The sequence below is a fragment of the Streptomyces lydicus genome, from assembly GCF_001729485.1.
GTDB classification, from domain to species: Bacteria; Actinomycetota; Actinomycetes; order Streptomycetales; family Streptomycetaceae; genus Streptomyces; species Streptomyces lydicus_D.
Genome location: NZ_CP017157.1, coordinates 6,966,396 through 6,978,864, shown reverse-complemented (window position 1 = coordinate 6,978,864; position 12,469 = coordinate 6,966,396). Strand labels below are relative to the sequence as shown.

At 74.8% G+C, this 12,469-nt stretch carries 11 protein-coding genes; 9 read left to right on the top strand and 2 right to left on the bottom strand.

What is annotated here, in order from left to right; all coding sequences use genetic code 11:
• Positions 1-28: 28 nt before the first annotated feature.
• Entirely contained in the window at positions 29-2,218 is a 2,190-nt protein-coding gene (locus SL103_RS30225; RefSeq protein WP_069572141.1) for a prolyl oligopeptidase family serine peptidase, read from the bottom strand.
• A gap of 231 nt (positions 2,219-2,449) precedes the next feature.
• Here SL103_RS30225 and SL103_RS30220 point away from each other — a divergent pair, with 231 nt between their 5' ends.
• The 9 genes from SL103_RS30220 (at position 2,450) to SL103_RS30180 (ending at position 11,641) form a co-directional block, all read left to right on the top strand.
• Positions 2,450-2,644, top strand: a complete 195-nt coding sequence (locus tag SL103_RS30220) for a hypothetical protein (RefSeq protein WP_069572140.1) — start codon at positions 2,450-2,452, stop codon at positions 2,642-2,644.
• Positions 2,645-2,757: 113 nt separating this feature from the next.
• Positions 2,758-3,714, top strand: a complete 957-nt coding sequence (gene mshB, locus SL103_RS30215; RefSeq protein WP_069572139.1) for an N-acetyl-1-D-myo-inositol-2-amino-2-deoxy-alpha-D-glucopyranoside deacetylase — start codon at positions 2,758-2,760, stop codon at positions 3,712-3,714.
• A complete protein-coding gene (locus SL103_RS30210) occupies positions 3,711-4,250 on the top strand; it encodes a DUF6113 family protein (RefSeq protein ID WP_069572138.1) in 540 nt (179 codons plus the stop codon). The genes mshB and SL103_RS30210 overlap by 4 nt, the downstream gene beginning before the upstream one ends.
• Before the next feature lie 227 nt (positions 4,251-4,477).
• On the top strand, positions 4,478-6,631 hold the full coding sequence (locus tag SL103_RS30205) for a hypothetical protein (RefSeq protein ID WP_069572137.1): 2,154 nt from the start codon (positions 4,478-4,480) through the stop codon (positions 6,629-6,631).
• A gap of 162 nt (positions 6,632-6,793) precedes the next feature.
• Complete coding sequence (locus SL103_RS30200; protein ID WP_079146050.1) at positions 6,794-7,792, top strand: ABC transporter ATP-binding protein; 999 nt, start codon at positions 6,794-6,796, stop codon at positions 7,790-7,792.
• Positions 7,789-8,526: an ABC transporter permease gene (locus SL103_RS30195; RefSeq protein ID WP_033266105.1), complete on the top strand. Its 738-nt coding sequence runs from the start codon at positions 7,789-7,791 to the stop codon at positions 8,524-8,526. Before SL103_RS30200 ends, SL103_RS30195 begins: the two co-directional genes overlap by 4 nt.
• Positions 8,523-9,764 carry a sensor histidine kinase gene (locus SL103_RS30190; protein WP_069572136.1) on the top strand — a complete coding sequence of 414 codons (1,242 nt, stop codon included), beginning with the start codon at positions 8,523-8,525 and terminating at the stop codon, positions 9,762-9,764. The genes SL103_RS30195 and SL103_RS30190 overlap by 4 nt, the downstream gene beginning before the upstream one ends.
• A 68-nt stretch (positions 9,765-9,832) precedes the next feature.
• On the top strand, positions 9,833-10,438 hold the full coding sequence (locus tag SL103_RS30185) for a response regulator transcription factor (protein ID WP_069572135.1): 606 nt from the start codon (positions 9,833-9,835) through the stop codon (positions 10,436-10,438).
• A 69-nt stretch (positions 10,439-10,507) separates the two neighbouring features.
• Entirely contained in the window at positions 10,508-11,641 is a 1,134-nt protein-coding gene (locus tag SL103_RS30180) for a PP2C family protein-serine/threonine phosphatase (RefSeq protein WP_069572134.1), read from the top strand.
• Here SL103_RS30180 and SL103_RS30175 read toward each other — a convergent pair.
• Positions 11,608-12,465: a transglutaminase-like domain-containing protein gene (locus tag SL103_RS30175; protein ID WP_069572133.1), complete on the bottom strand. Its 858-nt coding sequence runs from the start codon at positions 12,463-12,465 to the stop codon at positions 11,608-11,610. The genes SL103_RS30180 and SL103_RS30175 overlap by 34 nt on opposite strands.
• Positions 12,466-12,469 lie beyond the last annotated feature (4 nt).

The window sequence follows — 12,469 nt, the reverse complement described above, 5'->3', positions numbered from 1 at the left end:
CCCCTCGGCCCGCCGGACGTTCCCGGCGCTACCCGGTCATCCCCAACGACCGCTTGAGGAAGTCCACCTGGAGCAGCAGCAGGTTTTCGGCCACCTGCTCCTGAGGCGTCATATGGGTCACGCCGGACAGCGGCAGCACCTCGTGCGGCCGGCCGGCCGCCAGCAGCGCCGACGACAGCCGCAGCGAGTGCGCCACCACCACGTTGTCGTCGGCGAGGCCGTGCACGATCAGCATCGGCCGGTGCGGCTCCACCGCGCCGGACAGCCCCTCGTCCGTGAGCAGCGAGTTCGCGGCGTAGACCGCCGGTTCCTCGGCGGGGTGGCCGAGGTAGCGCTCCTGGTAGTGGGTGTCGTACAGCCGCAGGTCGGTCACCGGCGCGCCGACCACCGCGGCCCGGAAGACATCGGGCCGGCGCAGCGCCGCGAGCCCCGCCAGGTAGCCGCCGAAGGACCAGCCGCGGATGGCCACCCGCTCCATGTCGAAGGGAAAGGATCCGGCCAGCGCCTGGAGGGCGTGCACCTGATCGTCCAGCGCGACCTCGGCGACCCGCCGGGAGATCGCCTTCTCCCAGGCGGGGGAGCGGCCCGGGGTGCCCCGGCCGTCCGCGACGAGCACCGCGAACCCCTGGTCGGCGAACCACTGCGAGGTCAGATGGGCGTGGTGCGCGGCGACCACCCGCTGGCCGTGCGGGCCGCCGTAGGGGTCCAGCAGCACGGGCAGCGGACCGTCGCCCTCCGTGTAGCCGCTCGGCAGCAGCACCGCGCACGGGATCTCCCGCTCCCCGGCCAGGACGAGCCGGGGGCGCGCGGTGAGCCCCGGCTCCTCGGCGTACGAACCGATCGTGGCGAGGGTCTTCTCCCCGCCGTCGGCGTCCAGCCGCACCACGTCCACCTGGGTGCCGGGCCGCTCCAGCGATGCCTGGGACAGCACGGTCAGTGCCCCGCCGCGCACCGCGGAGGAGACCGTCGGATACGGCCGCGCGCCCACCCGCTCCCAGCCGCCCTGGTCGCCGCTGCCGCGGAACCAGGCGCGGTAGACGCCGATGTCGTGCATGTCGGCGCTGCTCGCGGAGAACAGGACGTCGTCCTCACCGATGTCCAGGACGGCCCGCACGTGCAGCGGCGCCCCGGTCAGCGGCCGGGCGCCGACGAACAGCTTGCGCGCACCGCCCTCGTCCGCGATCCGCACCAGCCGGCCGTCCGGCGTCCAGGCCGGCACCCCCGGGAACGGCTCGACCCACACCTCGTCCTCGTCCTCGTGCACCGTCCGGGTCGCGCCGGTCGCGGTGTCGACGGTCAGGTAGCGCTGGTCGCGCTGGTCGCGGGCCTGCACCAGCAGCAGCGGCGGGCCGGCCGCCGACCAGTGGACGCGGGCCAGATAGGGGTAGCGCACGGTGTCCCAGGTGACGTCGGTGCGCGAGCCGTCCAGGCCGAACAGGGCCAGGGTGACCTCGGCGTTGGGGGTGCCGGCCGCCGGGTAGGCGACCCGGGCGGGCTCCCGGTCCGGATGCGCCGGGTCGGAGATCCACCAGCGCTGCACCGGTGCCTCGTCGACCCGCGCGGCCAGCACCGCGTCGCTGTCCGGGGACCACCAGAAGCCCCGGTAGCGCCCCATCTCCTCGGCCGCGACGAACTCCGCCAGGCCCCAGCTCACCTCGGGCCCGTCGGGCTCCGCCAGCACCCGGTCCGCCCGTACGCCACCGGCGGCCGCCGTCCCGCCGTCGTCCGAGGTGGCCGCGCCGTCCACCGCGACCACCCGCAGTCGCCCCTCCGCGACGAACGCCACGTGCCGGCCGTCCGGCGACGGGCGGGGGTCGACCACCGGCCCGTGGACCGGGAGTTCACGGGTGGTGCCGGCCCGCAGCTCGGAGACGAAGAGCCGTCCGGAGAGCGAGAAGGCCGCCAACTCCACCGCGGAGTCCGCCGCGTAGCCGACGATGCCGGCCGAGCCCTCCCGGCTGCGCTCGCGCCGGGCCCGCTCCTGCGGCGGGAGGTCCTCCTCCGCCCCGGCCAGCAGGGCCCGCGGGTCGGCGGCCGTGAACTCCCGCCCCTCCGCGACGTCGAGCACCCACAGCTGCTGGCTGCGATCGGTGCCGGAGGAGGAGCGGAGGAAGACGACGCGCGCACCGTCGGGGGAGAGGGTGTAGCCGCGCGGAGCGCCCAGAGTGAAGCGCTGCGTACGGGCAGATTGCCGCGGGAACGAAGGCTGTCCGGTCATGGGGCGAGCCTACGGGGGCCGGGGCTCACCACGGTCGCGCTCGTGAAGATCGTGTGCGCCCCTGCTCTGCTTCCGTGCTCCGACTTATGCGCTAGGACGGAAAGTTATGATCCCTTGCGCGTAGTGGGTACGGGGTAAAGAGCCCTTGGCATACCCGGTGCGCGGGTCCGTGGACGCGGGCCGGCGCGCCACAACTCTGTCCGGAACGTGTGTACTTGGAGGTGAGCCGCCGTGGCACTCTCGATTTCGGCGGTGGTGCTGCTGGCGATCATCGTCTTCCTGCTCGTGAAGAAATCCGGGCTGAAGGCCGCCCACGCCTTTGTCTGCATGCTGCTGGGCTTCTATCTGGCCAGCTCGTCCATCGCGCCGTCGGTCAAGACGCTGACGACGAACGTCGCCAGCATGATCGGGGGCATCAAGTTCTGAGCCGCGCGCGAACCGGCCCGCTCCCACCCCTCCGGTGCCCCGCCCCGCCACCCGGCGGGCGGCCACCGGGATCGCGGGGTGAGGGCGGGCCGGCCGGCTCGTAGGCTGTCGGCATGACCGCCCACCCGCCCCCAGCTGCCCAGCCGGCCCGCCGCCTCCTCCTGGTGCACGCGCACCCGGACGACGAGTCGATCAACAACGGCGTGACCATGGCCAAGTACGCGGCCGAGGGCGCGCTGGTCACCCTCGTGACCTGCACTCGCGGCGAGGAGGGCGAGGTCATCCCGCCCGAGCTCGCCCACCTCGCGCCGGACCGCGACGACAGCCTCGGCCCGTACCGCGTCGACGAGCTGGCCGCCGCGATGGACGCGCTCGGCGTCACCGACCACCGTTTCCTCGGCGGGCCCGGCCGCTACCGCGACTCCGGCATGATGGGCGCCCCGCAGAACGAGCGGCCCGACTGCTTCTGGCAGGCCCCGCTCGACGAGGCGGCCGCCCACCTGGTGGCCGTCATCCGCGAGGTCGGGCCGCAGGTCCTGGTCACCTACGACCCGAACGGCGGATACGGCCACCCCGACCACATCCAGGCGCACCGCGTCGCCATGCGCGGCGCCGAGCTCGCCGCGCGGGCGGACTTCCGGCCCGACCTGGGCGGGGCGCACGCGATCGAGAAGATCTACTGGAACTGCAACCCCCGTTCCGTGGTCGAGGAGGGCTTCGCGCGGCTGCGCGCGGCCGGCCGGGCGTTCCCCGGCATCGCCACCGTCGACGACGTGCCCGGCGTGCTGCCGGACGCCGAGGTCACCGCGTCGGTCACCGGATCGGCGGCGCACCGGGCGGCGAAGACCGCGGCGATGCGCGCGCATTACACCCAGATCGCGGTCGACGGGCCGTTCTTCGCGCTCTCCAACGACCTGGGGCAGCCGCTGTTCGGCACCGAGCACTATCAGCTGGTGCACGGCACGCCCGGCGCCCCCGCGGCCGGCGGCCGGGAGGACGACCTGTTCGCGGGGGTCGGTGAGACGGTGGGTACGGAGGAGCGTGCCCGGATCGAGGAGGCGGCGGAATGAGCACGGCCAAGGGCGGCAACGGCGCTGACGGCACCCCGCCGGCCGGCGGGAAGGGCGGCGGGAAGGCCGGCGGGGCCAAGGGGCAGCGGTCCCGCGCGGCCTCCGCCGGCGCGTCCGGCGCCGCGCCGCGGTCCCGCACCGGTGGTTCCGCGGTCCCGGTCGGCGGCGCCGCGCCGCTGACGGCCGGCCGGATCGGCGTCTACCTGCTGCTCCTGGTGGCGGCCGTGCTGGTCGCGTGCGCGGGGACGCTGGTGCAAGCGGCGTGGTTCCCCGGCGGATTGGTGCTGGCGCTGTGCGGCGTCGGCGGCCTCTTCTACGGGGGCGCCGCCGCCACCGGCACCTCCGCCGGTGTGCTGATCCCCGGCGCGGCCTGGCTCATGACGGTGTTCCTGCTGCTCAGCGACGTCCGGCCGGAGGGCGACTTCCTCTTCGGCCCCGGGGTCGGCTCGTACGTCTTCCTGCTCGGCGGGATCCTCATCGCTGTGATCTGCGCCACCGCGACCCAGCGGCGCATGATGGGCGTCCGGGCCGGCTGAGTTGGCGGATGACGTGGTCCAAATGGGGACGGATGCCGCGCGGGTCGGGGCATCCGGCCCCGGCACCGGGGTATCGCCCGTGGCGGCGGTGTTCGTACGCTCCCCGGGTGTCCGCCCGCGGCGGACAGTATGGTGGTGCGCGCCGTCGCGCCGCCCTGGGGGCACCCCCCGGCTTCGGACCGGGGATCATCTCTGACGAGCGGCGGAGCCAACCGGGAGAACCTGCTTTGAGTCGTGAATCTGACAGTTCGTCCTCCGGCCCCCGGGGCCGTGGCGGAGCCGCGTACCCGTCCGGGACGCCGCCGTACGGCTCGCCCAGGGGAGACGCCGACGAGACGCCGGCACCCGGAGCTGCGGTGCAGCCGGAGGAGCCCAAGACCGAGACCACACTGACGACGCGGATCAAGATCAACATTCCGGGGTCGCGCCCCATCCCGCCGGTCGTCGTGCGCAAGCCCGTCGGTGAGGAGTCCGGCATGAACGCATCGACCGGGTCCGGCGGTTCCGCCGCCTCCCGCGGCACGCCCCGCGCCCCGCGCGGCGGCGAGCGGCCCGCGGAACGCACCGCGAACACCGCCCGGCCCGACGTCCCCGCGGACGACGCCGCGCCGAGTGCCCGGTCCGAGCGGCCCAGTGACTGGTTCGCGCCGCGCAAGACGCAGGCCGGGCCGTCCGGCCCGTCCTCGACCACCGGCTCCCACCCGGCGCCCCCCGCCCCCGGTGGCGGCACCCCGCCGCGCGGCCCCGCGGGCGCCAAGCCCCCGAACCGCCCCGACCTGCCGTACTTCTCCGACAGCCCGGAACCGTCCGGTGGCGGCTCGCCGTTCGACGGCGGCGCCCGGTCCGGCGGCGGCTCGCCCTTCGACGGCGGCGCCCGGTCCGGCGGCTCGCCGTTCGACAACGAGCCCCGCGGGGACGGCTCGCCGTTCGACGCCCCCGGTGTCGCCCGCGACCACAGCCCCTTCGACGGCCCGGCGGCCGGCCCCAGCGGCCCGACCACCGGACCGGCCCGCGGCCAGTCCGGGCTCAACCTCCCGCCCGGCTTCAGCGACCCGCTCGCCGGTCCCGGCACCCCGCCGGGGATCAGCGACGACACCGCGGAACTCACCCCGCAGCCGCCCGCGCCGCTCACCGGCCCGGGCAGCGGCGCCGGCACCGGCGGCGGCATCGCGGGCGGCCTGCCCGGCGGCCGCGGCCCCGCCGCGCCGGGCGCTCCCAAGGGCAGGCGCGGCGCCCGGAACGACGCCGCCGGTGGCCCCGGCGGCCACGACCGGGTGTCCGGCGACACCCTCGTCAGCGGCATCCCGAAGGTGCCCGGCGCCGAGAGCCCGGCCTCCCCGTCGCCGTTCGCCCACGCCCCGGCCGGTGAGGACGACGGCGCCGCACCGAAGCCGCGGCCCAAGATCCCCGAGCCGATCAACCCGCCGAAGAAGGGCCGCAACAAGCTCGTCCTCGCGGGGGTCGCCGTCGTCGTCCTGGCCGGCGTCGCCTATGGCGCGGGACTGCTGCTCGACCACGCCGACGTGCCCAACGGCACCACCGCGCTCGGCGTGGACATCGGCGGCACCACCAAGGACGAGGCGGTCAAGAAGCTGGAGACGGCCCTCAAGGACCGTCGCACCGCGCCGCTGAAGCTGACCGTCGACGGCAAGCCCGCGACGCTGGAGCCCGCCAAGGCGGGTCTCGACATCGACCTCCAGGCCACGGTCCGCGACGCGGCCGGCCGGGACTACAACCCGGTCTCCGTCATCGGCTCGCTGTTCGGCGGCACCCGGACCGCCAAGCCGGCGATGATCGTCGACGACGAGAAGCTGCAGATCGCGCTCCAGAACGTGGCCGGCGAGGGGGGTGCCGCCGAGGACGGCGGGATCACCTTCGAGAACGGCAAGGCGGTGCCGCACTACGGCGTGCCGCACAAGGCGATCGACGTCAAGACCTCCAAGGAGAAGATCGCCGACGCCTACCGCGACCGCGCCGCCACCGGCACCGGCTCCCCGGTCGTGCTCGCCGCGAGCACGCAGCAGCCGCAGGTCAGCAAGGCCGCGGTGGACAAGGCGCTGAAGCAGTACGCCGAGCCCGCGATGTCCGGACTGGTGACGGTCCGTACGGACGCCGCGCACACGGTCTCCTTCAGCCCGCAGAAGTCCATCCCGAAGTTCCTGTCCTTCAAGGTCGGGAGCAACGGCGACCTGGTGCCGTACTACGACCGGCCGGCCCTCCAGCAGCTCTACGGCGACACCTTCAACGGGGTGCTGCTCACCAAGGGCGACGGCTCCAAGAAGCCGGTCACCGTCGAGGAGGTGGCCAGCGCGGTCGGCAAGGCACTGCTCGGCACCACCCCGGCCGAGCGGATCCAGACCATCGGCGCGGACGGCGGCTGACGCCCCGCCACCTTGCGTAACGGCAGGTCAGAGGCCCCCACGGGCGGTCTTCCCGGCGCAGTCCGGGAAGCCCCCAGGGGGCCTCACCCATGACAGATGTCATGCCGCACCGCGTACGGGCGACACTGCCGCCGCGCGCGCGGATCCCGGAAGCTGAATGCCATGACGACCACAGAGACCACCGCGACGAACCCCGCCCGTGCGGCGGGCGGGTCACCCGTGGTCAGCTTCCGCCAGGTCAACAAGAGTTACGGCGCGGTGCGCGCGGTGGCCGACCTGAATCTGGAGCTGCACCCGGGCGAGACCGTCGCCCTCCTCGGCCCGAACGGCGCCGGCAAGTCCTCCACCCTCGACCTGCTCCTCGGCCTGCGCAGCGCCGACTCCGGCACCGTGACCCTCTTCGGCACGACCCCGCAGCGCGCCATCGAGCAGGGCAAGGTCGGCGCGATGCTGCAGAGCGGCGGCCTCATGGAGGGCGTCAAGGTCAAGGAACTCGTCGGGCTCGCCCGCGACCTGCACCCGCGCGCCCATCCGCTCGACGACATCATGGCCACCGCCGGCATCACCGAGATCGCCGACCGCATGGTCGACAAGCTCTCCGGCGGGCAGGAGCAGCGGGTGCGCTTCGCCCTCGCCACGGCCGGCGCCAACGACCTGATCGTGCTCGACGAGCCCACGACCGGCATGGACGTGTCCGCCCGGCAGACCTTCTGGGGCGCGATGCGCGCGCAGGCCCGGCAGGGCCGTACGGTCCTCTTCGCCACGCACTACCTCGAAGAGGCCGACGAGATCGCCGACCGGGTCATCGTGCTGCACCGCGGCCGGGTGCTGGCCGACGGGACCGCCGCCGAGATCAAGGCCAGGGCCGGCGCCCGCCGGGTCACCTTCGACCTCGACGAGCCGGTCGACCACGACGCGCTGCGGGGCCTGCCGGCCCTCACCTCCCTGGCGGTGTCCGACAGCGGATCGGGCGGGGGAACGGGCCGCCGGACGGTCCGCATCCAGTCCCAGGACGCCGACGCCACCGTGCACGCCCTGTACGGCCTCGGCCTCTACCCGCACCACCTCGAAGTCTCCGGCCTCGGCCTGGAGCAGGCGTTCATCGCCCTCACCACCGCGTCCGACCAGGCCCCCGCCACCGCCGAGGAGGCGGCCCGATGACCACTCTGATCAAGCTGGAGATCATCCGCGCACTGCGCAACAAGAAGTTCATGTTCTTCTCGGTGATCTATCCGCCGGCGCTCTACCTGATCATCGCCGGCGGCGCGGACAGCAAGCCGATACCCGGCATGAAGCTCGACATGGGGCTGTACTTCATGGTCTCCATGGCAGCATTCGGTGCCATGACCGCCGTGCTGCTGGGCAACAGCGAGCGCATCGCCAAGGAGCGCGAGAAGGGCTGGGTCCGCCAGCTGCGGCTGACCGCCCTGCCCGGCCGCGGGTATGTCGCCGCCAAGATCGCCGCCGCCGCGACGGTCAGCCTGCCGTCCATCGTGCTCGTCCTGCTGGTCGCCGCCCTCGTCAAGGGCGTCCGCCTCGACGCCTGGCAGTGGGCCGCCATCGCCGTGGGCACCTGGCTCGGCAGCTTCGTCTTCGCGGCCCTGGGCGTCGCCATCGGCTACCTGGCCACCGGCGACGCGGTCCGGCCGATCGCGATGCTGTTCTACTTCGGCCTGGCGTTCCTCGGCGGGCTGTGGATGCCGCTGACGATCCTGCCGCAGTGGGTGCAGAACATCGCCGAGTGGCTGCCCACCCACGCGTACGCCGCGCTCGGCACCGCCGTCGAGGCCGGCAGCGCGCCGCACGCGAAGGACATCGCACTCCTCGCCGGCTACCTGCTGGTCTTCGCCGGCAGCGCGGCCTGGCTGTACCGAAAGGACACCCGCCGGGCATGAACGGACCGGACACCGACGACGACCCGGTGCGGATCGGCACGCCTCCCCGCACCCGCCGTGAGGCGCTCGTGAAGGCCGGCTGGATCGTCATCTGGTTCCTGTACCTGTCGGGCCCGATCGGGACCCTCGCCGAGGGCGGGCTGTCCCCGGCCCGCGAGGCGCTCGGCTGGGGCGGTCTCCTGACGTTCGTCGGTGTCTACTTCGTGCTGGTCTTCCGGCACATGGCCCACCGGCCGGTGGCGGCCGGGGTGATCCGGGCGGCGGTGGTCCTCCTCGCGGTGCTCGCCGCGCTGCTGGCCTGGACGCTCGGCCCGAACTGGCTGGTGCTCTTCACCTTCGTCTGCGTCGCGGTGGCCGTCACCCAGCCTTTCCGGACCTCGCGGTGGGCCATCCCCGCGCTCACCGCCGCCCTCGTGCTGATCGGCATGCGCTACCCGGACGTGCGGGTCTACCTCTTCGCGTACGCCCTGCCCTGCCTGCTCAGCGGGTTCGCGATGGTCGGCGTGCAGCATCTGATCCGTACGACGCAGGAGCTGCGCGCCGCGCGGCAGGAGGTCGCGCGGCTCGCCGCCAACGAGGAACGGCTGCGCCTCGCCCGCGACCTGCACGACCTCCTCGGCCACTCGCTCTCCCTGATCACCCTGAAGAGCGAGCTGGCCGGGCGGATGCTGCCGGCCAGGCCGGCGGACGCCGCCCGGCAGGTCGCCGACATCGAGCAGGTCAGCCGGCAGGCGCTGGTCGACGTCCGCGAGGCGGTCACCGGCTACCGGCGTCCGCGCCTCGTCGTCGAACTGGCCGGGGCGCGCGCCGCGTTGCGCACCGCCGCGATCACCGCGGACATCGACCCCGCACTGGAGCGGGCGCACCGGGGCCTCGGGCCGGACGGGGAGGGCGCGCTGGCCTGGGCGCTGCGGGAGGCGGTCACCAACGTCGTACGGCACAGTGCGGCCGGCCGCTGCGAGCTGCTGCTGACCGAGGAGTGGGAGGCCGACGAGCGCCACTACCTGTGCCTGTCCGTCATCGACGACGGCACCGGGCCGCCGCGCGGCGGCGGCCACGACGGCAACGGCCTGGCCGGCCTGCGCGAACGCCTGGCCCTGGCCGACGGCCGGCTGGAGACCGGCGCCGCACCGCACGGCCGCGGCTTCGCCCTGCGTGCCTACGTCCCGCTGCCCGCCCCGGCCGCCGCCCCGCCCGCCCCGGACACCGCGTCCGAGCCGCTGCCGGGCCAGGCGTAGGGGGCGGTCGTACCCCGGTCCGCCGGATCCTCCGGGGGAGCCCCGGCGCAGGCTCTAAGCTGACCCGCATGATCAGGGTGCTGCTGGCCGAGGACCAGTCGATGGTCCGGGAGGCACTGGCCGCGCTGCTGTCGCTGGAGGGGGACCTGGAGGTCGTCGCGCAGGCGTCGCGCGGTGACGAGGTGCTGGCGGCGGCCCGCGCGCACGCGGTCGACGTCGCGCTGCTGGACATCGAGATGCCCGGCCTGAGCGGGCTGGACGCGGCGGCCGTGCTGCGCGACGAGCTGCCCGGCGTGAAGGTCGTCATCCTCACCACCTTCGGCCGCCCCGGCTATCTGCGCCGCGCCATGGAGGCCGGCGCCCACGCCTTCCTGGTCAAGGACGCCCCCGCGGCCCGGCTCGCGGACGCGGTGCGGCGGGTGCTCGGCGGCGAGCGGGTCATCGACCCGGCGCTGGCGGCGGCCGCGCTCGCCGACGGCGTGAGCCCGCTGACCGAGCGCGAGCGGGAGGTCCTGCGGACGGCCGGGGACGGCTCCACCAACGCGGAGATCGCCGCCGCCCTGCACCTGTCCGCGGGCACGGTCCGCAACTACCTCTCCACCGCCATCCAGAAGACCGGGGCCCGCAACCGCGCCGAGGCGGTCCGCACCGCCCGCGACAAGGGCTGGCTGTAGCGGCGCCGCCACCCCCGGGACCTTGGCCCCTGTGCGGTGCGCGGCGGTGTCCCGCAAGGTGGAAGTGTTATGCCTGCCAACCGCCCCGTGGAGCGCGGCCGCGGCACCACCGTGCTGCTGATCGTGGTGATCCTGGCCGTCACGGCGCTGGACGCGACCGATGTCGGACCGGAGCTGCACCAGTCGGCCTTCCTGGGCATCGCCCCGCTGTACGCCGCGCTGCGCTGCTCGTACCGGCGGACGCTGCTGGTCGCGGCCGTCTACGTGGCGTGCCTGATCTACGTCGACTCGTTCACGGTGCCCGACTGGGGCCTGGCCAGCCGGATCGTCGCGGTCTTCGGCGCCCTGCTGGTGGCGGTCTTCTCGCTGGTGCTGTGCCGGACGCGGCTCCAGCGGGAGGCGCTGCACGCCCGCACCAGCCTGGTCGCGGACACGGTGCAGCGGGCGATGCTGCGCGAGCTGCCGCTCACCGCCGGGCCGGTCGAGGCGTACGGCTTCTACGTCTCCGCCCAGGAGGGGGCCAGGGTCGGCGGCGACATCTACGAGGCCGTCGAAACGCCGCACGGGCTGCGGCTGATGATCGGTGACGTGCAGGGCAAGGGCATGCCGGCGATCGGCGCGGGGCTGGAGGTGCTGGCCTCCTTCCGCGAGGCCGCCCACCACCAGGACACCCTGGAGTCGGTGGCCGAGCGGATGGAGCAGGCGCTGACCCGCTACAACGCCCGCTCCGTCGAGCAGGGCACCGACGAGCGCTTCGTGACCGCGCTGCTGATGGAGGTGAGCGGGCCGGCCGGAGCGCCGCGCGGCCGGGTGCTGTCCTGCGGCCACATCCCGTACTACCTGGTCCGCGGGGGAGAGGTGCACGAGCGCCGGGACGGCGAGGGCTGGCTGCCGCTGGGCCTGGGCGGGCTCGACGGCGAGCCGCGCCGCAGCGTCCGGATCCATCCGCGGCCGGACGACTGGCTGGTGCTGTGCACCGACGGCGTGACCGAGGCGCGCGGCGCGGACGGCGTGTTCTACCCGCTGGCCGAGCGGCTGACCGGATGGACGGGCCTGGAGCCGGCCGAGCTGGCCCGCACGCTCCGCGCGGACCTGGAGGACTTCACCGGCGGCCGGCTGCTGGACGACGCGACCGTGCTGGTCGTACGCCGCCGGGCGCCCGCCGGGACTCAGTTGAGCATCGCGCGGGCCGCGGCGGCCTGACGGCGCAGCGCGGTGGCGCCGGCCGGATCGACCGCCTCCACCACCCCGGCGTACTCCTCCAGCTCGTCCGCCCCGGCGAGGAACTCCCCGCGCCGGACGAGCAGTTCGGCCCGCTCCTGGCGCAGCCGCGCCGGCCGGCTGGGCAGCAGCAGCGCCAGGTCCAGCGCCCACAGCTGCACCGCGCTGTGCTCCGGGCGGGCCTGCGCCCAGGCCCGGATGTTGTTGAGCACCCGCTGGACGATCTCCAGCGGACCGGCCGGCGCCAGCATCCGCGGGGTCAGCTCCCCGCCGGTCGCGCCGGCGACCAGCAGCGCCGCGTCCTCGTCGGTGAGCAGCCGGCCGCCCGCGAACGGATCGGCCAGTACGTGGGCCCCGTAGGGGTCGCCGAAGCCGACGACGAAGTGGCCGGGCAGCGCCACCCCGTACACGGGCGCGCCGGCCCGCCGGGCGACCTCCAGCCACACCACCGACAGCAGGATCGGCAGGCCCCGGCGCCGCCGGAGCACCTGGTGCAGCAGGGAGGACGCGAGCCGCCGGTAGTCGGCGGGCGACCCGCCGAAGCCGCAGCGGGCGCCGAGCAGCTCGGCGAGGTTGCGGGCCCAGGCGCCGGGGCCGCCCGCCGGGGAGTAGGGCAGCAGTCCGGCCAGCCGGTCCAGCTCGATCTGGGCCTCGTCGATGCCCGTCTCGTCCAGGTCCGGGTCCGCCTCGGCGCCGATCAGCAGGCACAGCAGCGCCAGGTCGGGCCGCTCGGCCCGGGCGGCCTCGGCGAACAGCCGCCGCCGCGCGGCGCGGCCCGGCGGCTCCGGTTCGGGGTGCGGGGACATACCG

Coding starts and splice junctions, on each gene's coding strand:
- SL103_RS30225 (WP_069572141.1), bottom strand. CDS start 2,218: ATGACCGGACAGCCTTCGTTCCCGCGGCAATCTGCCCGTACGCAGCGC.
- mshB (WP_069572139.1), top strand. CDS start 2,758: ATGACCGCCCACCCGCCCCCAGCTGCCCAGCCGGCCCGCCGCCTCCTC.
- SL103_RS30210 (WP_069572138.1), top strand. CDS start 3,711: ATGAGCACGGCCAAGGGCGGCAACGGCGCTGACGGCACCCCGCCGGCC.
- SL103_RS30200 (WP_079146050.1), top strand. CDS start 6,794: ATGACGACCACAGAGACCACCGCGACGAACCCCGCCCGTGCGGCGGGC.
- SL103_RS30195 (WP_033266105.1), top strand. CDS start 7,789: ATGACCACTCTGATCAAGCTGGAGATCATCCGCGCACTGCGCAACAAG.
- SL103_RS30190 (WP_069572136.1), top strand. CDS start 8,523: ATGAACGGACCGGACACCGACGACGACCCGGTGCGGATCGGCACGCCT.
- SL103_RS30185 (WP_069572135.1), top strand. CDS start 9,833: ATGATCAGGGTGCTGCTGGCCGAGGACCAGTCGATGGTCCGGGAGGCA.
- SL103_RS30180 (WP_069572134.1), top strand. CDS start 10,508: ATGCCTGCCAACCGCCCCGTGGAGCGCGGCCGCGGCACCACCGTGCTG.
- SL103_RS30175 (WP_069572133.1), bottom strand. CDS start 12,465: ATGTCCCCGCACCCCGAACCGGAGCCGCCGGGCCGCGCCGCGCGGCGG.